This is a genomic window from Dyella marensis, from assembly GCF_900112865.1.
GTDB lineage: Bacteria > Pseudomonadota > Gammaproteobacteria > Xanthomonadales > Rhodanobacteraceae > Dyella_D > Dyella_D marensis_A.
In genome coordinates, this window is the sequence record NZ_FONH01000013.1 from 1 (window position 1) to 25,311 (window position 25,311).

Annotated in this window: 24 protein-coding genes and 1 riboswitch; of the genes, 11 read left to right on the forward strand and 13 right to left on the reverse strand. The window is 68.6% G+C overall.

Annotated elements, in window-relative coordinates; all coding sequences use genetic code 11:
• Positions 1-309: 309 nt before the first annotated feature.
• Positions 310-2,076, forward strand: a complete 1,767-nt coding sequence (locus BM172_RS15395; RefSeq protein WP_035323175.1) for a chloride channel protein — start codon at positions 310-312, stop codon at positions 2,074-2,076.
• 4 nt (positions 2,077-2,080) lie between these two features.
• Here the strand turns inward: BM172_RS15395 and BM172_RS15400 are convergent, their stop codons facing one another.
• From BM172_RS15400 to BM172_RS15410, 3 genes are all read right to left on the reverse strand, one after another.
• A complete protein-coding gene (locus BM172_RS15400; RefSeq protein ID WP_026634905.1) occupies positions 2,081-2,974 on the reverse strand; it encodes a TolB family protein in 894 nt (297 codons plus the stop codon).
• Positions 2,975-3,249: 275 nt separating this feature from the next.
• Positions 3,250-4,074 (reverse strand): hypothetical protein, encoded by an 825-nt coding sequence (locus tag BM172_RS15405; protein WP_035323176.1) that lies wholly within the window; start codon positions 4,072-4,074, stop codon positions 3,250-3,252.
• Complete coding sequence (locus BM172_RS15410) at positions 4,074-4,982, reverse strand: LysR family transcriptional regulator (RefSeq protein ID WP_026634906.1); 909 nt, start codon at positions 4,980-4,982, stop codon at positions 4,074-4,076. The genes BM172_RS15405 and BM172_RS15410 overlap by 1 nt, the downstream gene beginning before the upstream one ends.
• A gap of 139 nt (positions 4,983-5,121) precedes the next feature.
• Between BM172_RS15410 and BM172_RS15415 the strand changes: the two genes are divergently transcribed.
• The 3 genes from BM172_RS15415 to BM172_RS15425 all read left to right on the forward strand — a co-directional run bounded on the left by BM172_RS15415 (position 5,122) and on the right by BM172_RS15425 (position 7,781).
• Positions 5,122-5,859, forward strand: a complete 738-nt coding sequence (locus BM172_RS15415; RefSeq protein ID WP_026634907.1) for an SDR family oxidoreductase — start codon at positions 5,122-5,124, stop codon at positions 5,857-5,859.
• Positions 5,860-5,887: 28 nt separating this feature from the next.
• On the forward strand, positions 5,888-6,787 hold the full coding sequence (locus BM172_RS15420; protein WP_026634908.1) for an SDR family oxidoreductase: 900 nt from the start codon (positions 5,888-5,890) through the stop codon (positions 6,785-6,787).
• Positions 6,788-6,887: 100 nt separating this feature from the next.
• Entirely contained in the window at positions 6,888-7,781 is an 894-nt protein-coding gene (locus tag BM172_RS15425; RefSeq protein ID WP_026634909.1) for a LysR family transcriptional regulator, read from the forward strand.
• A 100-nt stretch (positions 7,782-7,881) separates the two neighbouring features.
• Here the strand turns inward: BM172_RS15425 and BM172_RS15430 are convergent, their stop codons facing one another.
• The 3 genes from BM172_RS15430 to BM172_RS15440 form a co-directional block, all read right to left on the reverse strand.
• Positions 7,882-8,892 carry a DUF2333 family protein gene (locus BM172_RS15430; RefSeq protein ID WP_026634910.1) on the reverse strand — a complete coding sequence of 337 codons (1,011 nt, stop codon included), beginning with the start codon at positions 8,890-8,892 and terminating at the stop codon, positions 7,882-7,884.
• Between the two features lie 140 nt (positions 8,893-9,032).
• Positions 9,033-10,913, reverse strand: coding sequence for a phosphomethylpyrimidine synthase ThiC (gene thiC, locus BM172_RS15435; RefSeq protein ID WP_026634911.1), 1,881 nt, complete (start codon positions 10,911-10,913; stop codon positions 9,033-9,035).
• A 65-nt stretch (positions 10,914-10,978) separates the two neighbouring features.
• Positions 10,979-11,073, reverse strand: a riboswitch (TPP riboswitch).
• A gap of 65 nt (positions 11,074-11,138) precedes the next feature.
• Positions 11,139-11,789 carry a TetR/AcrR family transcriptional regulator gene (locus BM172_RS15440; RefSeq protein ID WP_026634912.1) on the reverse strand — a complete coding sequence of 217 codons (651 nt, stop codon included), beginning with the start codon at positions 11,787-11,789 and terminating at the stop codon, positions 11,139-11,141.
• Between the two features lie 90 nt (positions 11,790-11,879).
• On the opposite strand from BM172_RS15440, the gene BM172_RS22250 reads away from it, so the two are divergent.
• The 3 genes from BM172_RS22250 to BM172_RS15450 all read left to right on the forward strand — a co-directional run bounded on the left by BM172_RS22250 (position 11,880) and on the right by BM172_RS15450 (position 14,402).
• Positions 11,880-12,215: a hypothetical protein gene (locus BM172_RS22250; RefSeq protein WP_143096540.1), complete on the forward strand. Its 336-nt coding sequence runs from the start codon at positions 11,880-11,882 to the stop codon at positions 12,213-12,215.
• Between the two features lie 169 nt (positions 12,216-12,384).
• Positions 12,385-13,044 (forward strand): protein-L-isoaspartate O-methyltransferase family protein, encoded by a 660-nt coding sequence (locus tag BM172_RS15445; protein WP_026634913.1) that lies wholly within the window; start codon positions 12,385-12,387, stop codon positions 13,042-13,044.
• Between the two features lie 41 nt (positions 13,045-13,085).
• Positions 13,086-14,402: a TolC family outer membrane protein gene (locus tag BM172_RS15450; protein ID WP_026634914.1), complete on the forward strand. Its 1,317-nt coding sequence runs from the start codon at positions 13,086-13,088 to the stop codon at positions 14,400-14,402.
• 72 nt (positions 14,403-14,474) lie between these two features.
• Here BM172_RS15450 and waaA read toward each other — a convergent pair whose 3' ends face one another.
• Positions 14,475-15,740, reverse strand: coding sequence for a lipid IV(A) 3-deoxy-D-manno-octulosonic acid transferase (gene waaA, locus BM172_RS15455; RefSeq protein WP_026634915.1), 1,266 nt, complete (start codon positions 15,738-15,740; stop codon positions 14,475-14,477).
• A 104-nt stretch (positions 15,741-15,844) separates the two neighbouring features.
• Between waaA and lpxL the strand changes: the two genes are divergently transcribed.
• Both lpxL and BM172_RS15465 read left to right on the forward strand, forming a co-directional pair.
• The gene (gene lpxL, locus BM172_RS15460) at positions 15,845-16,771 is read left to right on the forward strand and encodes an LpxL/LpxP family Kdo(2)-lipid IV(A) lauroyl/palmitoleoyl acyltransferase (RefSeq protein ID WP_026634916.1); all 927 of its coding nucleotides are present in this window, start codon (positions 15,845-15,847) and stop codon (positions 16,769-16,771) included.
• Between the two features lie 68 nt (positions 16,772-16,839).
• Positions 16,840-17,754 (forward strand): VirK/YbjX family protein, encoded by a 915-nt coding sequence (locus tag BM172_RS15465; protein WP_026634917.1) that lies wholly within the window; start codon positions 16,840-16,842, stop codon positions 17,752-17,754.
• Positions 17,755-17,764: 10 nt separating this feature from the next.
• Here the strand turns inward: BM172_RS15465 and BM172_RS15470 are convergent, their stop codons facing one another.
• The 4 genes from BM172_RS15470 to BM172_RS15485 form a co-directional block, all read right to left on the reverse strand.
• Positions 17,765-18,556: a glycosyltransferase family 2 protein gene (locus BM172_RS15470; protein WP_026634918.1), complete on the reverse strand. Its 792-nt coding sequence runs from the start codon at positions 18,554-18,556 to the stop codon at positions 17,765-17,767.
• Positions 18,546-19,811, reverse strand: a complete 1,266-nt coding sequence (locus tag BM172_RS15475) for an O-antigen ligase family protein (RefSeq protein ID WP_035323179.1) — start codon at positions 19,809-19,811, stop codon at positions 18,546-18,548. The genes BM172_RS15470 and BM172_RS15475 overlap by 11 nt, the downstream gene beginning before the upstream one ends.
• Positions 19,812-20,002: 191 nt before the next feature.
• A complete protein-coding gene (locus BM172_RS15480; RefSeq protein ID WP_026634919.1) occupies positions 20,003-21,130 on the reverse strand; it encodes a glycosyltransferase in 1,128 nt (375 codons plus the stop codon).
• Positions 21,131-21,228: 98 nt separating this feature from the next.
• Positions 21,229-21,438, reverse strand: a complete 210-nt coding sequence (locus tag BM172_RS15485; protein ID WP_090423602.1) for a zinc-finger domain-containing protein — start codon at positions 21,436-21,438, stop codon at positions 21,229-21,231.
• Between the two features lie 182 nt (positions 21,439-21,620).
• On the opposite strand from BM172_RS15485, the gene BM172_RS15490 reads away from it, so the two are divergent.
• Positions 21,621-22,871 (forward strand): Yip1 family protein, encoded by a 1,251-nt coding sequence (locus BM172_RS15490; protein ID WP_026634921.1) that lies wholly within the window; start codon positions 21,621-21,623, stop codon positions 22,869-22,871.
• Between the two features lie 86 nt (positions 22,872-22,957).
• Here BM172_RS15490 and BM172_RS15495 read toward each other — a convergent pair whose 3' ends face one another.
• Positions 22,958-23,542: a YceI family protein gene (locus BM172_RS15495; protein ID WP_026634922.1), complete on the reverse strand. Its 585-nt coding sequence runs from the start codon at positions 23,540-23,542 to the stop codon at positions 22,958-22,960.
• 54 nt (positions 23,543-23,596) lie between these two features.
• Complete coding sequence (locus tag BM172_RS15500) at positions 23,597-24,193, reverse strand: malonic semialdehyde reductase (RefSeq protein WP_026634923.1); 597 nt, start codon at positions 24,191-24,193, stop codon at positions 23,597-23,599.
• A gap of 132 nt (positions 24,194-24,325) precedes the next feature.
• Between BM172_RS15500 and BM172_RS15505 the strand changes: the two genes are divergently transcribed.
• The gene (locus BM172_RS15505; protein ID WP_026634924.1) at positions 24,326-25,309 is read left to right on the forward strand and encodes a mitochondrial fission ELM1 family protein; all 984 of its coding nucleotides are present in this window, start codon (positions 24,326-24,328) and stop codon (positions 25,307-25,309) included.
• The last annotated feature ends 2 nt before the right edge of the window (positions 25,310-25,311 follow it).

Here is a 25,311-nt window from a genome sequence, read left to right on the forward strand (position 1 = left end):
GGAGCGGTGCACATCACTCTTGCGCTCCGCCCGTACCCTCACCCCAACCCCTCTCTCCCACGGGGACTACCTTCGGGTCGCCGGAGGGAGAGGGGCTAGTCCCGCCACCGGTGCAGCGTCCCCATATCCAAAGCACCATGGCCAAAACCCCGTTCATTTTCCAGCCAGCTACGCGCCCTCGTTTTCCGTAACCTTGCGCGGCTGCACGCCTTCCCTGGGTTCTCCTTCATGCAAACGCCTCAAGAACCGCACTCGCGTGCGGCGCTTCCTCTCGCCCCTTCGCTGGATCCGTCGCTGGCCGATGCCCACATGCCACGCCGGTTCCGGCCGCTCAGCACCCGCGTGGTGTGGATCGGCGCGCTGGCCATGCTGCTGGGTGCGGCGGTCGCCGTGGTGGCGCGCGCGCTGACCGCGCTGATCGGACTGGTCACCAACCTGGCCTTCTACGGGCGCTGGAGCTTCGAGTTCTCCAGTCCCGCGGGCAACCACCTCGGCCTGTGGGTCATCGCCATTCCCGTGATCGGCGGCCTGATCGTCGGCCTGATGGCGCGCTTCGGCTCGCGCGCGATCCGCGGCCACGGCATTCCCGAGGCGATGGAGCAGGTGCTGCTCAACGAAAGCCGCATCCCGCCGCGGATCACCTGGCTCAAGCCTGTGTCCTCCGCCATCGCCATCGGCACCGGCGGCCCGTTCGGCGCGGAAGGCCCGATCATCGCCACCGGCGGTGCGCTCGGCTCGCTGGTCGGCCAGCTGCTGCACGTCACCGCGGAAGAACGCAAGACGCTGCTGGCGGCCGGCGCCGCGGCCGGCATGGCGGCGGTGTTCAACGCGCCGGTGTCGGCGGTGCTGCTGGCGCTGGAGCTGCTGTTGTTCGAGCGCCGCGCGCGTTCGCTGATCCCGGTGGCGCTGGGCGCCGCGGTGGGTACCGGCGTGCGCTTCGCGCTGGAAGGCAGCGCAGCGATGTTCGCCATGCCCGCGCTGGCCGCGCCCGACCTGCCGGCGCTGCTGGCCTACCTGGTGCTGGGCCTGATCATCGGCGCGCTCAGCGTCGGCATCACGCGTCTGGTCTATGCGATCGAGGACGGCTTCGAGAAGCTGCCGATCCACTGGATGTGGTGGCCGGCGCTCGGCGCCGTGGTCACCGGCATCGTCGGTTACTTCCTGCCGGCCACGCTCGGCGTCGGCTACACCAATATCAGCGCGGTGCTGGGCGGACAGCTCGGCCTGGGCGCGATGCTGGCGCTGTGCCTGCTGAAGCTGGTGTCGTGGTCGATCTCGCTGGGCAGCGGCACCTCCGGCGGCACGCTGGCGCCGCTGTTCACCATCGGCGGCGCGCTGGGCGGCGTGTTCGGCACGCTGGCGGTGCTCTACCTGCCCTGGCTGCACGTGGATCCGCGCATGGCGGCGCTGGTGTGCATGGCGGCAATCTTCGCCGGCGCCTCGCGCGCCTTCCTCACCTCGGTGGTGTTCGCCTTCGAAACCACCCAGGAGCCGCGCGGCCTGCTGCCGCTGCTGATCGGTTGCGCGGCTGCATATCTGATCTCCGGCCTGCTGATGCGCAACACCATCATGACCGAGAAGATCGCCCGCCGCGGCGTGCGCGTGCCGTCGGACTACGCGGCCGACTATCTCGACCGCATCCTGGTGCGCGACGCCTGCGCGCGCGAGGTGGTGACACTGCCGGCCGGGCAGACATTGGAGGCGACGCGCGCCTGGCTGGAAGTCGGCGGCGCCATCGCGCAGCACCAGGGCTTCCCGGTGGTGGACGCGCAAGGCGCCCTGCGCGGCGTGGTCACGCGCCGCGACCTGCTCGATCGTCAGATAGCCGGCGACCGCACGGTGGGCGAGCTGGTCAAGCGCCCTGCCCTGGCGGTGCGCGAAGACCACAGCCTGCGCGAAGCGGCCGACCACATGGTCGAAGCGAACGTGGGTCGATTGATCGTGCTGGGCGCGGACGGCGGCCATCGCATGGTCGGCATCATCACGCGCGGCGATCTGCTGGCCGCGCATGCGCGGCGCCTGCGCGAGACCCACCTCGCCAGCCAGACGCTGCGCCGGCGTCCCGCGACGCCCTGAGGCTTCACCGGCGCGCTGCGCCGGACATCGACGCCTGGCCGCACATCGGCGGCCAGGCTTCCGCACCGTCCGCTTGCCACACGAAGAATTCGCCGGACTTCGGCTCACCCGTGTCGCGCGCAAACAGCAGCGACTTGCCGCTGGGCGAGAACAGCGCGCCGATCTCGCTGCCGTTGACGTTCACTTCCGGGCCGAGCTTTGTTTTCTGCGTCCATTGGCGGCCATCCCAGTGCGACTCGTACAGGCCGCCGTCGGCCATCACGATCAGGCGCTTGCCGTCGGGTGACGGCAGCGGTTCGTATTCGTCACCCGCGCTGTTGATGGCGGGGCCGGCGTTCTCCACGGTCCAGTGGCCGGGACTGGTTTCCTTCGCGCGCCAGATGTCGTTCTTGCCCAGGCCGCCGGCACGGTTCGAACCGAAGTACAGCCAGCCGTCCGGCGCCAGCCGCGGGAACCACTCGGCTTCGCCGGAATTCACCGGCTCCGGCAAGCGCACCGGCGCCTGCCAGCTGCCGTCGGCGGCGCGATCCGCGCGCCAGATATCCAGGTCCTTGCTCTTCATGCTGCCGGTGGCGCGGGTCGAGATGAAGTAAATGCTGCGCCCGTCCGGCGTGAACCAGGGATCGGCCTCCGCCCCCGGCGCCGCGAAGGGCGCGGATACCGGCGCGGACCACTGCTTGCCGTCGCAATGCGAGATGAGGATGCGCCAGCCCTTGAACGCCTTGGAGCTGCGGACGAAGTAAAGATCGCCGGTGCGCGGGTCGAAAGCGGGATGCGATTCGAACAGCTCGCTGGAGATGCCGACGGGCGTCCAGGGATGAACCGTCGATGGCGCTTCCTTCGCCGATGCGCAGACCGGCATCAGCACCGCGAACAAGGCGAACAGCGGACGCTTCATGGCATGGCACCGATGGCTCCCTGGAATCGAGCGATGGTATGCGCTGGAGCTGTCGCCTGCCTTGGTACTTCTGGCACACATGGGCGAGGAGTACGCCTATAGCGGCCTGCGGAAGCGCCCACCACCGTCATTCCGGCGCAGGCCGGAATCCAGTAGCGGGAGCGCCCGGTTGTCGCGTCAGCGCAGAACAAAAAAGCAAATGTGCGATATCGCGACAATCGAGCCATGACGTCACTGGATTCCGGCCTGCGCCGGAATGACGGTGGTTGTAGCGCTTAGCCTGCCCGGAACAGCGCCAGGCCTTCCATGTCCACCTCGCCCTCTGCGCACAGCCACGATTCGGCAGCGATCATCTTGGTGCATGGCCCGAAGGTGGCCATGCGCAACGGACGGCGCGAGGCCTCACGCCGGATCGCATCCAATACGGCCCGCATCACCTCGCCGGTGAACGGCGTATAGAGATAGAACAGCGTCGCCGCCGAAAAGTCGGCTTCGCGCGCATCGCGGCATTCGAACGATGCGCGGACGACGCCCAGGTTTTGCGCGCAACGCCGCGCCGCATACACATAAGCCGCTTCGCGCTCGACACCAACGGCGCGCGCCGCAGTCGCCGTCGCAACCAGCATGGGCACGATGCCCAGGCCCGAGCCGAGATCCATCACGACATCGCGCTCGCCCAGCGCCGCACGGCGAATCAGTTCGAAGATATGCCGCGCCGGCGTGGGTTGATAGAACACCATCTCCGGCGGCAGGGGGGCGACGTCATCCGGCTCGTCGAGCGCGAGCGCGCCGCTGACCAGGTCGTCGCGGTAATCGTAGCCGTCGCCTTCGGGCCTGACCTCCAGCGCATCGATCCAAGGCGCAAACGCGTTCTGTCCTTCGCGAATACTCTGACGAAGCGCCGTGTAAAGCCTGCGATTGATCTCTTCGAGATCTGCGCGCAACACCTCGGCGCGCGCCAGCAGATCCGCATCGCCACTGCTCTGCGCATGCAGCTCCAGCCGATCCAGCGCCACGAGCCGTTCGCGCAGCCGCATCGGTTCGCGCAACGAAGCATCGCCTTCGATGCCGGCGATCCATTCAAGCAGCACGCGGGACATCAGCCGGGCTCCCCGAACTTCTCGCGATACAGCATCGCCGCCCAGTCGACGAATACCCGCACGCGCGGCGACAACTGCCGGTGATACGGATACATCGCCGACACCGGCAATCCCGGCGAATGCCACGAGGCAAGCACCTCGACCAGGCTGCCGTCGTCCAGGTGCTCCTGCACGCGATAGCGCGGCAGCTGGATCAGGCCGCAGCCCTGCTGCGCGGCGACCAGGTAGCTGGAGGCGTCGTTGACCGACAGCCAGCCGGCCAGCTGGTACTCGCGCGGCTGCCCGTCCACCACCAGCTCGAACGGATAGGTGCTGTCGCGACCGCTGGCGAAGAAACCCACGGCCTGGTGACGCAGCAGATCGTCCGGATGCGACGGCACGCCGTGGCGAGCCAGATAGTCCGCACTGGCGCAGATCGCCTCCGGCATCACCGCCAGCCGCCGCGCGACCAGGCTGGAATCCTTGGGCGTGCCGGCGCGGATCACGCAGTCGATGCCTTCGCGCACCAGGTCGACCAGCCGGTCGCCGCTGCTGATCTTCAATTCCATGTGCGGATAGCGCGCGCGGAATTCGTTGATCCGCGGCAGCACGATATGCGTGGCATGTGCGCCATGCAGGTCCAGGCGCAGGGTGCCACGCGGGTTGGCGGCGGTATGGCCGAGCGCGGATTCGGCATCTTCCAGCTCGGCCAGCAGGTGCACGCAGCGCTCGTAGTAGGCATGCCCGTCCAGCGTCGGGCGCACCTGCCGGGTGGTGCGTTCGAGCAGGCGCGTGCCCAGCCGGGCCTCCAGCTCCTTGATGGCGTAGGTCGCCGTCGCGCGCGGCAGGCCACGCTCGTCGGCGGCGCGGGAGAAGCTGCCGAGCTCGACGATGCGGGTGAACAGGCGCATGGCGTCCAGGCGGTCCATGCCGCCGATTATTCAACAGGAATGAATAGATATGCCAGTTCCTGGCGATTTATCGGCGACCGGCAAAACAAAAGAATGCTCCCACGCCAAACCTCCGGCCCGGTCGCGGGCCGCCAACCACCCCTAGGAGAGCATCCCCATGAGTCAGCAGCAGAAGACAGCCCTGGTCACCGGCGCCTCGGGCGGCATCGGCCGCGCGATCGCCTTGCGCCTCGCCGCGGACGGCTTTGCCGTCGCCGTGCACTACGCCGGCAACCCCGCCACCGCCGACAAGGTAGTGCGCGAGATCGAACAGGCCGGCGGCCGCGCCGCCGCCATGCAGGGCGACGTGGCCGAACCGGAAGACATGCGCCGCGTGTTCGAGGCGGCCGCGCAACTGACCGGTGCGGTCGACGTGGTCGTGCACAGCGCCGGCATCATGAGCAACCTGCCGATCGCCGGCGGCGACCTGGCCCAGTTCGACCGCATGATCCGCACCAACCTGCGCGGCGCCTTCGTGGTGCTGGGCGAGGCGGCGCAGCGGGTGCCCGCGGGCGGCCGCATCATCGCGCTGTCCACCAGCGTGATCGGCAAGGCTTTCCCCACCTACGGCCCGTACATCGCCTCCAAGGCCGGCGTGGAAGGGCTGGTGCACGTGCTGGCCAACGAGCTGCGCGGCCGCAACGTCGCGGTCAACGCGATCGCTCCCGGCCCGGTCGGCACCGAGCTGTTCTACCAAGGCAAGAGCGAGCAGCAGATCGCGCAGATCGCCAACCTCGCGCCGATGGAGCGCCTGGGCACGCCGGACGACATCGCCCACGCCGTGGCCTTCCTGGCCGGTCCCGATGGCGCCTGGGTCAACGCGCAGGTGCTGCGCGTGAACGGCGGCATGGTCTGAACCCACTCCAGAATTCGAGGAAAAACCCATGCAGCAGATCATCCTGATCACCGGCGCCTCCAGCGGTTTCGGCGCCCTCGCCGCCCGCGCCATGGCCCGCGCCGGCCACACCGTCTACGCCAGCATGCGCGATACGCAGGGCCGCAACGCGCCGCAGGTCGATGCGGTGAATACCTATGCGAAAGAGCACGGCGTGGACTTGCGCACCGTCGAACTGGACGTCCAGTCGCAGGACTCCGCCGATGCGGCGATCGCGCAGATCGTCGCCGCGCATGGCCGCCTCGACGTAGTGGTGCACAACGCCGGCCACATGGTGTTCGGGCCGGCCGAAGCGTTCACGCCGGAACAGTTCGCCCAGCTTTACGACGTGAATGTGCTGGGCACGCAGCGGGTGAACCGCGCCGCGCTGCCGCAGCTGCGCAAGCAGGGCCAGGGCCTGCTGCTGTGGGTCTCCAGCAGCAGCACGCGCGGCGGCACGCCGCCATACCTCGCGCCCTACTTCGCGGCCAAGGCGGCGATGGATTCGGTAGCGGTGAGCTATGCGGGCGAGCTGGCGCGCTGGGGCATCGAGACCTCGATCATGGTGCCCGGCGCCTTCACCAAGGGCACCAACCACTTCGCCCATTCCGGCACGCCGGCGGACAAGGCGCGTGCGGCGGAATACACCGAAGGTCCGTACCGGGGTTTCGAGGACGAGATCCTGCGCGGGCTGGCCGCGTGCGAACCGGCGGATGCGGATGTCGCGACCGTGGCGGACGCGATGGTCGACATCGTCAACCTGCCGTTCGGCAAGCGGCCGTTCCGCGTGCATGTGGATCCGGCGGATGACGGCGCGGCGGTGGTGGCGGCGGTGGCGGATCGCATTCGCGTGGATTTCCTGCGCAGGATCGGACAGGAAGCCCTGTTGTCGCCGCGCGTGGTGGGGTAAGTAACAAGCCAAGGCCCGGACGGTACCGGGCTGGCGTGGGCACGCGACTCTTTCATAAGAACCTGCTAAACAGCGAAAGAGTCTTGCTCCGGAAGCAACAATGAAGACCAGCCTGGACGAATTGCAGACCTTCGTGACCGTGGTGGATACAGGCTCCATCACGGCCGCCGCCGAGCAGCTGGGCCAGACCGTCTCCGGCATCAGCCGCGCACTCAGCCGGCTGGAGGGCAAGCTCGACACCACCCTGCTCCGCCGCACCACGCGTCGGCTGGAGCTGACCGAGGAAGGCCGTTTCTTCCTGGATCGCGCGCGGCAGATCGTGGGCTCGGTGGAAGACGCCGAGGACGAGATGACCGCGCGCCGGCAGAAGCCGGCCGGACGACTGCGCGTGAACGCCGCCGCTCCCTTCATGCTGCATGTGATCGTGCCGCTGGTCGGCGGCTTCCGCGCACGTTTTCCGGAGATCGAGCTGGAACTCAACACCAGCGACCAGATCGTCGACCTGCTGGAACAACGCACCGATGTGGCGATCCGCATCGGCACGCTGCGCGACTCCACCCAGCATGCGCGCCCGCTGGGCCTGAGCCGACTGCGCGTACTGGCCAGTCCGGCCTATCTGAAGCAGCGCGGCCAGCCGCGCCACGTGCGCGACCTCTCGCGGCACAGCCTGCTCGGTTTCACTGCCACCGAGACCTTGAACGACTGGCCGCTGCGCCATGCCCAGGGCGATGCGCTGCGCATCGTGCCCACCCTGCTCGCCTCCAGCGGCGAGACTCTGCGCCAGCTCGCACTGGCCGGCGACGGCATCGCCTGCCTGGCCGACTACCTCACCGCCCAGGACCAGGCGGACGGACGGCTGCTGCAGGTGCTGGCGCGCGACACGCTGGACGTGCGCCAGCCGATCAACGCGGTGTACTACCGCAACACGCCGTTGGCGTCGCGGATCCGCTGCTTCCTGGACTACGTCGCCGAGGCGATGACACCGTCGGCGTAGGTTGGGGTGAGCCGCAGGCGAACCCCAACAGGCCTCGCACGTGGTCGCATTGTTGGGGTTCGCCTGCGGCTCACCCCAACCTACGTCGGATGTTGCCGCGTCAACCCTTGCGCAGCTCTTCGCACAGGTCGAACACCGCATCGTCGATACGCTCGACCGCGTCCGCCAGCGCCAGCGCGTGTCCCGGCAGGCGCACCATCGGCGCACCGTCCAGCCCCAGCGGATTGCCCGGCCCGGACTGCAGCGCCTCCAGCTGCTGGATGGCTTCGCGCAGGTCAGCCTTGGCCTGGTCGCTCTTGAGCGCTGGGCCGAAGTCGTGCTGGAACGCCTTCATCTGGGCCAGCAGGGTGGCGGTGTAGCCGCGCGTCTCGTACAGCGACTCGTCGGCGCGCCGCCACGGCAGGCCGCCACGGCGCAGCGCCAGGGCGGAGGCGACGATGGGCCAGCGCGGCGGGGCGAACTCGCCCGGATGCGGCGGCATCATGCCGGCGGCCAGGTGTTCCTGCAGCGTGTCGAGGCGGTCGCTGACCACTTCCAGGTAGTCGGCCAGGGCTTCGGCGCTGAGATAGAAATGCGCATTGTCCGGATCGTCGTCGGTCAGGCGGTCCAGGTAATCGAGCAGATGATCGGCCGCCTTGCGGTACTGGCTCTCGGCGCTGCGCAGCGGCAGCCGGCCGACGCGGCCAGCCAGCAGGGCATCGGCGGCGGCCAGGTCCTTGTCCTCGACCAGCGGCGCCTTCGGCCGCGCGAAGTCCTGGCGCAACGCGTGCAGCAGGTCGCGCGAGGCCATCAGCGAACCGCGCTCCCAGCCGGGCGTGTCCTCCATGTCCGCGCCCTGCGGATGATGGTGGCCGCGCAGCGGATGCGCATGCCGGCCGGCCAGGCCCTGCACCGCGCGGATCACGCTGATGGTGGTGGCCGCGCCCGGCGTCATCGGCCGCTTCATCGCTACCTGCTCGGTACGCGGCGGCGTCGAGGGGTTGACCAGGTTCGGTTCGCGGTCCCACCACCACAGGGCGATGCAGGCGATCAGCAGGGGCAGCGCCATGGCCACGAGCGCCACGCGCAAGACGGCGTGGTTCGGCCTGGCGGTCGGGTCCGTCGCTTGCATCGGTGGAATTCCTCGGGCTCCGGTCGGGGCGTGAACGCGCTAAAGGTAGCGCGGGATGACGTGGCGAGACAGCGCAGAGCGGTAGAAAAAAGCCGCGCGTCACGGGACGCGCGGCTTCGATCGGCCATGGGCCTGGAGGCTCAGGCCCGGTGGTAGACCTCCGAACCCTGCTCGCGGAACTCGGCGGCCTTCTCGGCCATGCCTTCGTCCAGCGCGGACGTCTCGTCCACGCCGTGCTCGGCGGCGTAGTCGCGCACGTCCTGGGTGATCTTCATCGAGCAGAATTTGGGGCCGCACATCGAGCAGAAGTGTGCGGACTTGTGCGCGTCCTTCGGCAGCGTCTCGTCGTGGAATTCCTTGGCCTTCTCCGGATCCAGGCCGAGGTTGAACTGGTCGTCCCAGCGGAACTCGAAGCGCGCCTTGGACAGCGCGTTGTCGCGCACCTGCGCGCCGGGATGGCCCTTGGCCAGGTCCGCCGCGTGCGCGGCGATCTTGTAGGCGATGATGCCGTCGCGCACGTCCTGCTTGTTCGGGAGACCTAAGTGCTCCTTCGGCGTGACGTAGCAGAGCATGGCGGTGCCGAACCAGCCGATCATCGCCGCGCCGATCGCCGAGGTGATGTGGTCGTAGCCCGGCGCAATGTCGGTGGTCAGCGGTCCCAGCGTGTAGAACGGCGCCTCGTGGCACTTCTCCAGCTGGCGCTCCATGTTTTCCTTGATCAGCTGCATCGGCACGTGGCCGGGGCCTTCGATCATGGTCTGCACGTCGTGCTTCCAGGCGATCTGGGTCAGCTCGCCCAGCGTGTCCAGCTCGCCGAACTGCGCGGCGTCGTTGGCGTCGGCCACGCAGCCCGGGCGCAGGCCATCGCCGAGGCTGAAGGACACGTCGTACGCCTTCATGATTTCGCAGATTTCCTCGAAGTGCGTGTAGAGGAAATTCTCCTTGTGATGCGCCAGGCACCACTTGGCCATGATCGAGCCGCCGCGCGAGACGATGCCGGTGACGCGCCTGGCCGTCAGCGGCACGAAGCGCAGCAGCACGCCGGCGTGGATGGTGAAATAGTCCACGCCCTGCTCGGCCTGCTCGACCAGGGTGTCGCGGAACAGCTCCCAGGTCAGCTCCTCGGTGACACCGCCGACCTTCTCCAGCGCCTGGTAGATCGGCACGGTGCCGATCGGCACGGGCGAGTTGCGGATGATCCACTCGCGGGTTTCGTGGATGTTCTTGCCGGTGCTGAGGTCCATCACCGTGTCGCCGCCCCAGCGGATCGACCACACCAGCTTTTCCACTTCCTCGGCGATGCCCGAGGACACCGCGCTGTTGCCGATGTTGGCGTTGATCTTGGTGAGGAAGTTGCGGCCGATGATCATCGGCTCGCTTTCCGGGTGATTGATGTTGGCCGGGATGATGGCGCGGCCGCGGGCCACTTCGTCGCGCACGAATTCCGGCGTGATCAGGCGCGGCAGCGAGGCGCCGAAGGACTGGCCCGGATGCTGGTTGCGCAGCGCGCTCTCGGCCAGGGCGTCCAGCTTCTGGTTCTCGCGGATGGCGATGTATTCCATCTCCGGCGTGACGATGCCGCGGCGCGCGTAGTGCATCTGCGTGACATTGGCGCCGGCCTTGGCGCGCAGCGGCTGGCGCAGGTGGTGGCGGAAGCGGATCGGGTCGAGCCTGGCGTCGTCGGCGCGCTGGCGGCCGAAGTCGGAGCTCAGGCCGGTCAGGCGCTCGACGTCGCCGCGCTCTTCGATCCACGCCGCGCGCAGCGCCGGCAGGCCGGCGGCGAGGTCGACCTGGTAGCCCGGGTCGGTATAAGGGCCGGAGGTGTCGTAGACGGTGACCGGCGGATTGTCTTCGCCGCCGAACAGGGTGGGCGTCTTTGCCTGGCAGATTTCGCGCAGCGGCACGCGCAGGTCGGCGCGGCTGCCCTGCACGTAGATCTTCCGCGAACCGGGAATCGGCCGCGTGACGGCCTCGGAGAGTTCCTGCGCGGCGCGCGCGAGATCGTTGGGCTGGGCATTCATCGGCGTGACGTCCTTCGTGAGGCGGGGGAACACGAAGCGGCGGCGCCGGACACACGAACAACGATGGATCGTGCGGCGAAGCTCCCTACACCGGTGCTAACCGGATCAGGTTCGAAGGGACTCTCTCAGCCGACCGACGCCGGCACCCCCGCTTCCAGAAGGCTGATATTCAAGCACGAATCGCCGGATACGGGCGAGTACGCGGCGTGAAGGCGGGAGGATGGATCAGCGCGGCAGGTAGGCGCGCAGGAAGGTCGACACACCCGCGCGGGCGTTCGCTTCCACCTCGCTGGCGAAGGCGTCCTGGCAGCCGTCGCAGCCGAACATGCGGCGCAGCACGAGGTCGCCCTTGATCAGGGCCAGGAACTGCACGCTGGCCTGGGCGACGTTCTCGATCTCCAGCCTGCCGTCGTCAACCGCCTGTTGGAGCAGGCGTTCCATCAGCTTGTGCGTGCGGGTGGGGCCTTCTTCCCACAGCAGCTTGCCGTAGCGGGGATTGCCCTGGCGGCAGTCGCTGAGGATGGCGCGGAAGGTGCCGACGTTCTTCGGGTCGCAGTCGATATGGGCGTGGGTCATGGCCACGCGCATCAGCAATTCGCTGATGCCGACGCTCGAGTCGTACTGGTAGGTGTCTTCCGGCAGCAGGTCCTGGATGTGCGCGCGGATGACCTCGCGGAACAGGTTGTCCTTGTCGCCGAAGTGGCTGTAGACGGTGAGCTTGGACACGCCCGCCTCGGCGGCGACGGCGTCCATGCTGGTGCCGGCGAAGGCGTTGCGCACGAACAGGCTCTTGGCGGCCTCCAGAATCGCGGCGCGCTTTTCCATGTCCTTCGGGCGGCCAGGACCCTGGGGCTTGGTCTGCGCGATCGTGTTCATGCCGTTTTACACCTTCACAAAGAGATAACCGGGGTTTAGTATACGCGCCGGTTTACTTATTTTCCACCGCCGTCCTGAACGGCCGACCCCATGACCTCTACTATCGCAGAACTCACTCTCAGCGGCCCTTATCGCCACGCCCAGCGCATTCTTGCCGCATGGCTGGAACAGGGGCAGGCACTCGCGCGACGCCGCGCTTTCGCCGTGCGCGTGGCATTGGCCGCATTGAATGCGACCGAGCGCCATCGCATGGCACGCTGGCTCGCCTGGTTGGCGGTGGCGGCGGAAAGCCGGCGGCAGCCGGCCCTGCTGCCGCGCATCCGCCTGCTCGACGCGGCGCTCGGCCAGGCCGCGGAAGATGTCTTCGCGCGCCTGCCGGTGGACATCGCCGCCAAGCGGGCGGATAACCATCGCCTGACAGCGTAAGTGTCCGCGGACAGCGCGCTGCGCATGACTTCCGTCAGTTCGTCGCGGTGACTTCCGGCACTTCGTGGGGAAGCAGGCAGGCTCCAGGCTTTTGAACATTGTCGAGACTGGTCTAAGCGCTTATCCTTTCTGACCTTTTTTCGACTTTTGCACGGGACTCAGGCTGACCATGGCGATGAACTTCGAACAGGCGCGACAGAACATGGTGGAAAACCAGGTGCGCCCCTGGGAGGTGCTGGACGCGCGCGTGCTCGACGTGCTCGGCCGCCTGCACCGCGACCAGTTCGTCGCCCCGGAACATCGCGCCCTCGCCTACGCCGACGTCGGCCTGCCGCTCGGCCACGGCGAAACGATGCTGAAGCCGGTGATCGAAGGTCGCGTGCTGCAGGCGCTGGAGCTGAAGGAAGACGAGCAGGTGCTGGAGATCGGCACGGGTTCGGGCTACCTCACCGCCTGCCTGGCCAGCCTGTCCGCCCACGTCACCAGCGTGGACATCCATGCCGACTTCATCACCGCCGCCACGCAGCGCCTGGCGCAGGCCGGCATCGATAACGTGACGCTGGCCACCGGCGAGGCGGTCAACGCCTGGCAGCCGGCCGGTCAGTTCGATGCATTGGTGGTAACCGGCGCGGTGTATGAGATTCCCCAGCGTTTCCTCGGCTGGCTCAAGCCGGGCGGCCGCTTGCTGGCGGTGCGCGGCGAGTCGCCGGTGCAGCAGATGGTGCTGCTGACCCACCAGGGTGAAGGCCGCTATCGCGAGGAGAGCATCCTCGAGACCGACCTGCCCTACCTCGTGCATGCCGAGCCGCCACGCAAATTCGTATTCTGACTCCACCATTTTTCAGACTTCCATTCCCCACGAGGCAACCCATGCGTTTGAAGCTTCTGACCCTCGCCCTGGCCCTGACGGCGCTTCCGTTGTCCGGCCACAGCGAGGATTTGCTGGATGCATACCGAGAAGCCCGCGCTAACGATCCGGTGCTGGCGCAGTCCGATGCGACCCGCCTGTCCACCGGTGAGGGAGTGACGCAGGCACGCGCGCTGCTGCTGCCGCAGTTGAACGCCGGGTTGACCTTCAACCAGTACAGCGGCAACAACAGCCAGGACATCGCCGGCGGCCATTCGCGTGCCCGCACGGAGAGCGCCACGCTGAGCCAGAGCGTGCTGGACCTGAGCAAGTGGGCCGGCCTGAAGACCGCCCGCTCGCAGTCCGACGCGCAGGACCAGCTGTACCAGGCCGCGCTGCAGAACCTCTACGTGCGCGTGACCCAGGCCTATTTCGGCGTGCTCACCGCGCAGGATTCGCTGACCTTCAACAAGGCCAACGAAGAAGCCTACCGCCAGTCGTACGAGCAGGCGGACCAGCGCTTCAAGGTCGGCCTGGCCGCGATCACCGACGTGTACCAGGCCAAGTCGTACTACGAGCTGGCCAAGGCGCAGACCATCGCCGCCGAGAACACGCTCAACGACTCCAAGGAAGCGCTGCGCCAGATCACCGGCCAGCCGGTCGGCGAGCTGAAGAAGCTGCGCGACGACCTGCCGATGGACGCGCCCTCGCCGGCCGATCCGAACACCTGGGTGGATGAAGCGCTCAAGCACAACCCGAACGTGCTCTCGCAGCAGTACACCGTGGAAGCGGCCGAGCACAACATCAGCGCCGCACGCGCCGGCCACCTGCCGACCATCAACGCCACCGTGACCCGCGGCGAGACCACCGCCTGGACCGAGAACGGCGGCGTGGGCATCCCCGGCAACGGCCGCTACGGCACCACCGCCGGCCTGACCCTGTCGGTGCCGATCTTCGCCGGCGGCGGCACGCAGTCGCGCGTGCGCCAGTCGATCTACGACCGCGACTCGGCGCAGGATTCGCTCGAATCCACCCGTCGCCAGGTCTCGCGCGACACGCTCAACTATTACCGCTCGGTCGGCGCCGGCATCCTGCAGGTGCAAGCGAACCGCGCCTCGGTGGAATCCGGCCAGAAGGCGCTGGAAGCCACTCGCGCCGGCTTCGACGTAGGCACGCAGACCATGCTGAACGTGCTCAACGCGATCCAGACCCTGACCCAGGCGCAGAGCAGCTACTCGCAGGCCCGCCATACCTTCATCCTCAACAAGCTGCAGCTGAAGCAGGCCGCCGGCACCATCGATATGCCCGACCTGGAAGCGGTGAACTCGCTGCTGCAGTAAGCGCGGCGCGCAGCGGCAAACGAAAAGGCCGGGCAATGCCCGGCCTTTTTTATCGTCCCGATGTCGGCCAGCTCATTCCTGCAGCTGCTTGTCGATCAGCTCCATCACGCGCTGCACCGCGCCGCGCTCGCTGTCGAACACCACTCGCGCATGCATGCCCATCGACTTGCGCCGCTCCGCGTCGCGCAGCAGCTGCAGCACGGCGGTGCCCAGCTCGCTGGCATCGGCCAGGCGCACGGCGGCGCCTTCGCTGATCAGGGTCAGGGTGATTTCTTCGAAATTGAAGGTGTGCGGACCCACCAGCACCGGCCGCGACAGCGCCGCCGGCTCCAGCACATTGTGCCCGCCGATCGGCACCAGGCTGCCGCCGACGAAGGCCAGGTCGGCCGCGGCGTAGAACTGCATCAATTCGCCCATGGCATCGATGACGAACACCTGGTGCGCGGCCGAGGGCACGCGGTCGGCGCTGCGCGTGGCCATGCTGAAGCCGAGGCTGCGCACCGAGCTCTCCACCAGCCTGAAGCGCTCGGGGTGGCGCGGCGCGATCAGCAGCAGCGCATCCGGCAGCCGCTTGAGCACCTGCAGGTGCGCCTCGAGCACCGGCAGCTCCTCGCCCTCGTGCGTGCTGCCGGCGATCCACACCGGCCGCAGGTGGCCCCACTTCCGCCGTAGCTCCTCGCCGGCCTGCACCGCGGCGTACGGCACCGGCATGTCGAACTTCAGGTTGCCGCTGACCACGATGCGCGCCGGCTCCACGCCCAGCAGCCGGTAGCGCGCCGCGTCGGTGCGCGACTGCGCCGCGATCTGGCGCACGCAGCCCAGCGCCGAACGCACCAGCCCCTGCAGCGGCCGGTAGCCGCGCAGCGAGCGCTCGGACAGGCGCGCGTTGACGATCATCAGCGGGATGCCGCGCTTCTTGCAGGCGAAATAGAGGTTCGGCCAGATCTCCGTTTCGACGATGATCGCCAGCCGCGGCCGCACCCGCTGCATGAAGCGCGACACCGCGAACGGCAGGTCGTACGGCAGGTATACGTGGTACACGCTGTCGCCGAACAGCTGGCGCACGCGCTCGGAGCCGGTCGGCGTCACCGTGGTCACCACCAGCGGCGCGTTGACGTAGGCCTCGCGCAGCGCCTTGATCAGCGGCTCGGCCGCATTCACCTCGCCCACCGACACCGCATGCACCCAGATGCTGCCGCGCAGGGTCGGCCCCTGGTAGAAGCCGAAGCGTTCGCGCCAGCGTCGGTGGTAGTCGCGATAGCGCACGCCGCGCGCCAGCAGCCGCATCACGATGATCGGCGTCACCAGGTACATCGCGAGGGTATAGAGATAGCGCAACGGCGGGGCTCGGGAGGGCAGGCGCGGCAGTATAGCCAGTGATCCCGTGCGGGGCAGTCGCGGCTCCGGCCGCGGGCCGCGCTCTTGCTACAATCGCCGGCCTCATGCCCGGTACTCCCCGTCCCTCCTTCGATGCCAAGCTGCTCTCGCCGGTCCAGTGGCCGGCGTGGCTAGGCGTCGGCGTGCTGAAACTGGTCGCGCGGCTGCCGCGCCGCGCGCTGCTGGCCGTGGGCCGCGGGCTCGGTGTGCTGATCCAGCATTTCCCTTCGCGCCGGCGGCATATCGCCGAAGTGAACATCGCGCTGTGCTTCCCCGAGCTGTCCGCACCGGAGCAGGCCGCGCTGGTCGACGCGCACCTGCGCGACATCGGCCTGATGATGATGGAGTTCGCGCTCGGCTGGATGGGCAGCGAGCGTGCGATCGAGCGCGTGCCGGTGACCCTGGAAGGCCTCGAGCATCTCGAGGCGGCGCGCGCGCAGGGCAAGGGCGTGCTGCTGGTCGGCGGCCATTTCTCGCACCTGGAACTGTGCGCGCGGCTGGTCTCGCGGCACATCCGCATCGCCGGCATGTACCGGCGCATGGATTCGGCGGTGTTCGAATGGGCCGTGCTGCGCGCGCGCCTGGGCTACGCCGGCGCGATGTTCGACAAGGACGATATCCGCGGCACGGTGAAGTACCTGCGCAACGGCGGCACGCTGTGGTATGCGCCGGACCAGGACATGCGCAGCAAGGACAACGTGTTCGTGCCGTTCTTCGGCGTGCCGGCGGCAACCATCAAGGCGACGCATCATCTGGCGCGTCTCTCCGGTGCGCTGGTGATTCCGTTCTTCCATCGGCGCCTGCCCGACGGCGGCGGCTATGCGCTGCGCCTGGGCGCACCGCTTGAGAGTTTTCCTAGCGATGACGCCGCACTCGATACCGCACGCGTCAACGCCTGCATCGAGCAGATGGTGCGCGAAGCGCCCGAGCAATACCTGTGGGTGCATAAGCGCTTCAAGACGCGCCCGCCGGGTAGTCCAGAAGTTTACTGAGCAGCGACAGGCTCAAGACAGAATATTCCAGTACAAGGCAAGCGCGTTTTTCCCCACTCTTGCGCGCCATGTCTATTCGTTTGTTCTTGCGCTCACTACGCCATCGACACGATTGGCGTGGCTCCGCGCCAAAACGTATTGCCTCCGGGCTGAAATACCTGCTGCGCTGCGCACGCATGGCGCCGCGGCAGGCTGCATGGCTGCGCGTCGTGTATGGCTCGCCGCGACTCACCGCGATCCTTGCGCACGATCCGCGCCTGCTCGAACGCTGGCATCACCACTACATCAACCGCCGCTTCGGCCGCGCGACGCGCATGGCGGTGGCGGCTGATCACTTCCGCTTCGTGTTCGCGCGGTTGCCCGACGATCTCGCCGACGGCGTCTACCTGCGCGGCCGCCATCGCATCGGCGCGCTCGTGCTCAAGGACGGCAGCGAACTGCGCATCGAACTGCGCCGCCCCACCGGCCGCAGCCGCGAGGGCGAGCTGGCCTTGTGCCTGACCAACAGCCAGGACCAGGTGCTGTCCTCGGCCGTGTTCACCGTGGCCGACGACGGACGCGCGCTGCTGATCGGCTGCATGCAGGGCGCCTGCGCGGAACTCGGCCGCGAAGCGGTGCGCGAACTGACCAAGCAATGCCACGGCCTGCGTCCGAAGAACCTGCTGTTTTCACTGCTATTGGCCTTCGCCAGCGAGTACGGCATCGAACGCGTGCGCGGCGTCGCCAATCTCGCGCATCCGTTCGCCGGCGAGGCGGACAAGATCAAGGCGGACTACGACGCCTTCTGGCAGGAATGCCAGGGCGAGCCGCTCGCCGACGGCTTCTATGCGCTGCCCGCGCAGGAACCGCTGCGCGACGAGATGCAGGTGGAAAGCAAGCACCGCTCCGCCTTCCGCAAGCGCGAGGCACTGCGGCGCGAGGCGTGCGAGCTGCTGGTCGACGCGCTGCGCGGCGAGGCCTGGCCGCTGGAGCGCGCCGCTTGAGGAAGGAAGGCTAGCCGTCCTTGCGCTCCGCCGCGGGGATGCGCGTTTCCTTCGACTCGACCCGCGTGGCCTCGTAAAGCTTGGCGTACTTCAGGAACGCATAGAACGCGTGGATGCGCGCGGCGATGAAGCCCGCCCAGCCGGAGCGGTAATGCCCGCGCAGCAGGTAATAGCGGAAGAACGCGGCCCAGGCATTGGTCAGCATGCGCAGGCGCAGGCCGCGCGCGCGGCGGCCGGCAAGATCCGCCACCTGCAGGCTGGAATAGCGATTGGCCTTGTCCACGCGGCCGGCGATGTCGCGCTCGCCATAGTGGTCCATCACTATGTCCAGCACGCCGACGCTGCCGTCCACTTCGACTTCCTCGTGCACGCGATGGCGGCTCATGCGCGCACGGCGGCGGTCGAACAGGCGCACATAGTGGTTGAGGCGGCTGCGCGGCGATTGCCATTGCCAGAAGATCCATTCGCGGCGCCATAGCAGATAGCCGGCATGCGCGGGCTGCTCCAGCACGCGGTGGATCGCTTCGGCGGCACCCGGCGGCATCGCTTCGTCGGAATCCAGCAGCAGCACCCAGTCGTGCCGGGCCAACTCGATCGCGGCCTGCTTCTGCGCGCTGTAGCCGGCGAAGGGTTGCGTCTCGATGCGCGCGCCGTAGTGGGCGGCGATGGCGAGCGTGGCGTCGGTCGAACCCGAATCCAGCACCACCACCTCGTCGGCCCAGCGCACGCTGGCCAGGCAGGCGTCCAGCGTGGCGGCGCTGTTGAACGCGGTCACCACCACCGACAGCGGTTCACGCGCCATCGCCGGCCTCCGCGACCACATACAGGCTGGCGCACCACAAACCCAGCACCCAGGCGAACAGCAGGCCCCACCAGGCCGAATAGAAGGCCAGATGCGTGTTCAGCGGAAACAGCATCACGCCCAGCGCCACCGTGGCCGGAAACGCACGTGCGCGTGCGGCCGGCCCCACCGCGCGCCAGCGGCGCACGGCCAGCACGACGGCGGCCAGCCACAAGGCCAGACCGACCACGCCGGTTTCGCTCAGCACCTCAAGCACCACCTGATGCGCATGGCAGGCGCCCTCGCCCGCGCCGCAGTTCTCGCCCGTCGCCACGAAGTGGTCGTCCGCCGGCGCGACTTGCCGGTAGGCGTAGCGATAGCCGCGCACGCCGACACCGTTGAGCGGATGCGCCTCGAACATCCACCAACTGGTGCGCCAGATATCCAGGCGTCCGCTCAGCGCCGTATCCAGCGCCTGGCTGGAGCCCTGCAGGGCGAGCATGGTTTTCTCCATGCGCGCGTGGAAACGTTCCGAGGTCTTCCACGCCAGCCCGCCGGCCGCCGCGGCCACCAGTGCGCCGGCGCCGCACAGCAGCAGGAAGCGCCGGGTCGATGCGGCCTCGCGCCAGGCGAATGCCAGCAGCACCAGCGCATAGGTCAGCCACGAGGCGCGCGAGCCGGACAGCAGCACCGGCCCCAGCAGGGCCAGCCCGGCCAGCAGCAGCCCCGTCCTGCCCCAGCGCCAGCGCGCCGCCCACAGCGCGAACGGCGCCAGCGCCGCCAGCGCGGGCCCTAGCTTGAGATTGCCGGCGCCGAAGATGCCGGACACGCGCTGCTCCTCGGCGTGTCCGCCCAGGCTCCAGCCGGTCAGCGCCTGCACCCAGGCATCCAGCACCCACACGGCGAGCACGACGGCGACCGCGGCATACAGCGCTTCGAGCTTGCCCTGGCGGCGGATCGCGAAGCAGGCGTACAGCCCCAGCGGCACGTAGCGCAGCAGCGCCGCCACCGTCGACCAGCTCTTGCCCGGCGCGACCGCGCCGATGCACGACAGCAGCGCCGCACCGATGTACGCCCCCAGCAGCCACAGCAGCAGCCGTGCGCCGGCATGCTCGCCCAGCGCGCGCGGATGCCGCGCGAACAGCAGCACCACGCCGAGCAGGCAGAGCAAGGTGCCCAGCTCCGAACTGCGCCCGAACGGCAGCAGCGCGATCACCAGCCAGAACGGCAGCAGCGGCGAGCGCAGCGCGGCCTTGAGCGCGGGGAGAACAGGCATGCGGGAACCCGGTGGGAAAGCCGGGGCATTGTAGGCGAGCCGCCACCCTGCCCGTCATTCCGGCGCAGGCCGGAATCCAGTGACGTCACAGTCGGACTGTTGCGGCAGCCCCAGGGCTATGCTCGTGGCGTCTACATCTTCAGGCGGCGCCCCGTTACTGGATTCCGGCCTGCGCCGGAATGACGAGCGGGTCAGCCGGCGACCACTTCCTCGTACAGCGCCAGCGTCGCCTGCTGCATGTCGGACAGGCGGTAGCTTTGCAGCATCGGAATCGGCGGCGCCACGCGCAGCAGCTCGGCCGCACGTTCCACCAGGCGCTCGCGGTCGCCCACCGGCACGCGGCCGGCCGGATACAGCTCCGCCAGCAGCTCGCCGACGCCGCCGTGGGCGTAGCCCAGCACCGGGCGGCACAGCGACAGCGCCTCGACCACGGTGCGGCCGAAGGATTCGGGCTTGTTGGACAGCTGCAGCACCAGCGCCGACACCGCGTAGATGTCGCGCACGTCGTTGCGCGGCGGCGTCAGCACCACCTGGGACTCGATGCCGCGCGCGCTGATCAGCTCGCGCAGCTCCGCCACGTAGGCCTCGCGACCGGCCTCGATCACGCCCAGCAGCAGCAGGCGCGCGTCGATGCCGCGGCGCTTGAGCTCGGCGATCAGCTCGATCGCGTCGTGGTGGCCCTTCAGGCGCGTGCCGCGGCCCGGCAGGGTCAGCAGCGGCGCGCCGGCCAGGCGCGGGAATTCGGTGAAGAAGGCCTTCTGCCAGGCATCGTCCGGGCGGTGGCCGTAGGGAAACGCCTCGGGGTCGATGCCGCGCGGGATCACCCGCACGCGCGAGGGTTCCAGCCAGCGGTAGTGGCTGAGCACGTAGTCGCGCAGGGTCTGCGAGACCGCGATCACCCGCTCGCCGCGCAGCAGGATCGAGCTGTAGCGCCCGGGCGAATTCAGCCCGTGCACGGTGGTGACGAAATGCGGGCGCTGCGGCAGCCCCTTGATCGCCCACCAGCCCAGCCAGGCCGGCAGGCGCGAGCGGGCGTGCACGATGTCCGGCTTCAGCTCGGCCAGCGCCCGGCGCAATGCACCGACGCGCAGCAGCGTGCGCAGCGACTTGCGGCCGATGTCCAGGGTGATGTGCTCGCTGCCCTCGGCCTCCAGCTGGCCTGCCAGGCGCCCGCCGGCGGAGATCACCACCGAACGGTGACCTGCCTGCACCAGCGCGCGCGCGACTTCCAGCGCCGACCGCTCGGCCCCGCCGGACTGCAGGGCCGGAATCAGCTGGACGACGGTCAGCGACCGGGCTGGCGCGGCAACGGCGGACATGGAGGGTTCGAGTAAAGCCTTCATCCTTGGGGACAAGCAGCAATCGTGCCGAATGCCGCTGTTATTTCGATGCGGAGCGCTCCCTGGCCCCGGCCGGCTCAGTCGTTCAGGACGTAACGCGCGCCGCAGTAAGGACAGGTCGACTCGCCGCCGTCTTCGACGATCGGCAGGTACACCTTCGGATGCGAGTTCCACAGCGCCATGCCCGGCAGCGGACAGGACAGGGGAAGGTCCTTGCGCGTCACTTCATAACGATTTTCGGCATTGGCCAAAATCTGCCGTGCGGGCTCGGCGGGGGAAGCGGGCATGGGGTCAAGCTCCAGACTGGACATCGGGCCGACAATGGTAGCAGGCTGCACCGCTCGCCCGTCGGGGCGGGACAAGGAAGAACAAGCTGTCAGCAGGCTCTAAGCCGATTGTCACAGGGCGGGCACATCATCCGCCCGTCGGCGGTCCTCCGCCGAACCATCAGCCTGAAGGGGAAACACCCATGGATTTCGCAAAGATCATTGCCCGCGCGCGGGCGATCCTCACCACGCCCAAGACCGAATGGCCGGTCGTCGCCGCGGAGCCGGCCACCGTCCAGGGCATCTACACGAACTACATCCTGGTTCTGGCCGCCGTGCCGGCGATCGCGGGCTTCATCAAGAACAGCCTGATCGGCATCAGCCTGCTCAGTGTGACCTGGCGCGCGCCGGTCGGCTCGGGCCTGGCCGGGATGGTGCTGCAGTACCTGCTGTCGCTGGTGCTGGTGTACGTGATGTCGCTGATCATCAATGCGCTGGCGCCGACCTTCGGCGGCCAGAAGGATCCGGTGCAGGCGCTCAAGGCGATCACCTATGCGTGCACCGCCTCCTGGGTCGCCGGCGCCGCCAACATCCTGCCCTGGATCGGCTGGCTGATCGCCCTCGCCGGCGGCATCTACTCGATCTACCTGCTCTACCTGGGCCTGCCGGCCACCATGAAGAACCCGGTGGAGAAATCGGCCGGCTATACGGCCGTCACCATCGTGATCGGCGCCGTGCTGGGCTGGATCGTCGGCATGATCGTGGCCGGCGTGGTGGGCACGGCCGCGCTGACCGGCGCCGCCATGAACAACGGGCATGTCACCCTCAATGGCGACCATGGCAGCGTCACCGTCGATCCGGACAGCGCCGCCGCCAAGCTCGCCGCCATGGGCGCCCGCGCCGAGCAGGCGAGCAAGGAGCTGGAAGCCGCGCAGAAGTCCGGCGACACCGCCGCGCAGCAGGCGGCGATGGGCAAGATGATGGGCAACGACGGCAGCGTGCAGTCGCTGTCGGCCGACCAGATCAAGACCTTCCTGCCCGACACCGCCGCGGGCCTCAAGCGCGAGAGCCTCTCGGCCGAACGCAGCGCGGGCGTGGGCGTGCAGATCACCGTCGCGCGCGGCCAGTACGGCGACGGCACTCGCAACGTCGAGCTGGAAATCTCCGACACCGGCAGCATGAAGGGCATGATGGCGGTGGCCAATGCCTTCGCCGCCGAGTCCGAACAGCAGACCGACGACGGCTACGAGAAGACCTACAGCAAGGACGGCCGCCTGGTGCACGAGTCCTGGGACAAGACCAGCAAGAGCGGCGAGTACACCGTGGTGGTCGGCCAGCGCTTCTCGGTGAAGGCCAGCGGCCAGGCCGAGATCGACCAGCTCAAGGACGCGGTCGACAGCGTCGACCTGGCCAAGCTCGAATCCCTGAAGAACGAAGGCGTCGGCAAGAACTGACGTCGCCCGCGATACAAACAGAAAGCCCGCGCCGGCAACGGCGCGGGCTTTTTCTTGCAGGGCGTCGCGAGCGGCGCCCGCGCAAATCAATCCGCCTTCGGCACCGAGGCCTCGGTGGTGATGCGGATCTTGATCTCGTCGCTGACGTTCGGCACGTAGGCGCCGACGCCGAAGTCCGAGCGCTTCACCGTGGCGGTGGCGTCGAAGCCCACCGTCTGCACCTTCAGCATCGGATGCACGCCGCTCTTGTTGAGCTTGGCGTCCAGTACCACCGGCTTGGTCACGCCGTGCACGGTCAGGTCGCCGGTCACCTTGTACTTGCCGCCGCCGAGCGACTGCACCTTGGTGCTCTTGAAGGTGATGTTGGCGAACTTGTCGGCGTCGAAGAAATCCGGCTTCTTCAGGTGCTCGTCGAGCTTGGACACGTGGGTGTCCAGGTTGGCCAGCGGCAGGGTCACCTCGACCGAGGACTTGGCGGCGTCCTTCTCGTCGAACACCAGGGTGCCTTCGCCCAGGCCCAGGTTGGCGGTCGGGTTGGAGAAGCCGAAGTGGTTCCAGCTGAACAGCACGTTGGTGTGGCCGGGGTCGAGCTTGTAGGTGACCGGGTCGGCCTGGGCGGTGACAGCGGCGCCGATCAGGCCGGCGAGGACGAGGTAACGAAGTGCACGCATGGGTAGTTCTCCGTGGAAGAGAGGGGCAGCGACAGGAAGGCGGACGCAACGCGCTCAGGCGATGCGGCACGCCTCTTCGAACGACAGGCGCGGGCTGCGCGGGAACAGGTCGCGGCTGGCATCGCCGTAACCGAGGTTGATCAGGAAGTTGGACTTGATGTTCGGCGTGTCGCCGAAGAACGCCCGGTCGACGCCGGCGTTGTCGAAGCCGGACATCGGGCCGCAGTCCAGGCCCACCGCGCGCGCCGCCATGATCAGGTATGCACCCTGCAGGGTGGCGTTGCGGAACGCGGTGGTGTCGATCATCGGCTGGTTGCCGACGAACCAGCTGCGCGCATCGGCGTGCGGGAACAGCTGGGGCAGGCGCTCGTAGAACTCATGGTCGGTGCCCACGATCGCGGTCACCGGCGCCTTCATGGTCTTGGCGCGGTTGCCTTCGGACAGGAACGGCTCGAGCCTGGCCTTCGCTTCCGCCGACTTCACGAACACGATGCGCGCCGGCGAGGAATTGGCGCTGGTCGGACCGAACTTGGCCAGCTCGTAGACCCGGCGCAGCAGCTCGTCGCTCACCGGCAGGTCCTGGAAGGCGTTGTAGGTGCGGGCCTGGCGGAACAGCTGGTCGAGGGCGGTATCGGAAAGCAACTCGCTCATGGGTATCCTTCGAAGAAGTGCGCCGGGCGGCGCCGTGACCCGGAAGTGTACGGGCACGCAAGGGCGAACAGGACTGGGCCGGATAGAACGTACTGTGGCGAGAATCGAAACAATCCCGGACCCGCGCCGCGCATGACCCGGCTGCATGGCGAATGCTGGGCAGTCACCGACGGCCGCGCCGGCAACGACCGCCAGGCGCTGGCCCTGGCCGAGGCGCTGGGCCTGCCGTTCCGCCATCTGGTGCTGGGCCTGCGCGCGCCATGGTCCTGGTTCGCGCCGCGGCTGCTGCCCGGCGGCCGCCTTGCCCTGCCCGCGGCGCAGCGCCGCGGCATCGTGGTGCCGCCGTGGCCGGCGGTGATCGTCGGCTGCGGCCGCGCGGCGGCGTATTACACGCGGCTGGTGCGCGAATTGTCCGAAGGCGGCACCCATGCCGTGCAGATCCTCGATCCGCGCCTCGATCCGGCGCACTGGGACACGGTGATCGCGCCGCGCCACGACGGCCTGGTCGGGCCGAACGTGCTGCATCCGCTGGGCTCGCTCAATCCGATCGACAACGCCTGGCTGGCCGAGGGCCGCGAGGTCTGCCCCGCCTTCGGCGACCTGCCGCAGCCGCGCGTCGCCGTGCTGGTGGGCGGCCCGCGCAAGGGCATGCCGATCGACGCCGCCTACGCGCAGGCGCTCGCCGCGCCGCTGGTGGCGCGACAGTGGCGCGACGGCGGCAGCATCATCGCGCTGGCTTCGCGCCGCACCCCGCCGGCCGTCGTCGCCGTGCTGCGCGAGCGCTTCGCCGGCATCCCCGGGATGGTGTGGAGCAACGAGGAAGACGGTATCAATCCCTACCCCGCCGCGATGGGCTGGGCCGACCGGCTGGTGGTGACGCCGGACTCGATCAACATGCTCTCGGAAGCCTGCGCGGTGGGCTGCCCGGTGCAGACCCTGGTGCGCGCGGCGCTGCCGGACAAATTCGCCAGGTTCCACCGGGCATTGCGCGAGGCGGGACTGCTGCACGATCTCGACGACGAGATCAGCGCACGGCAGACGCCGCTGCGCGAGACGCGCGCGATCGCCGAGACGGTGCGCCAGCGCATCGCGGCACGCACCGCCAGCTATGCGTAGGT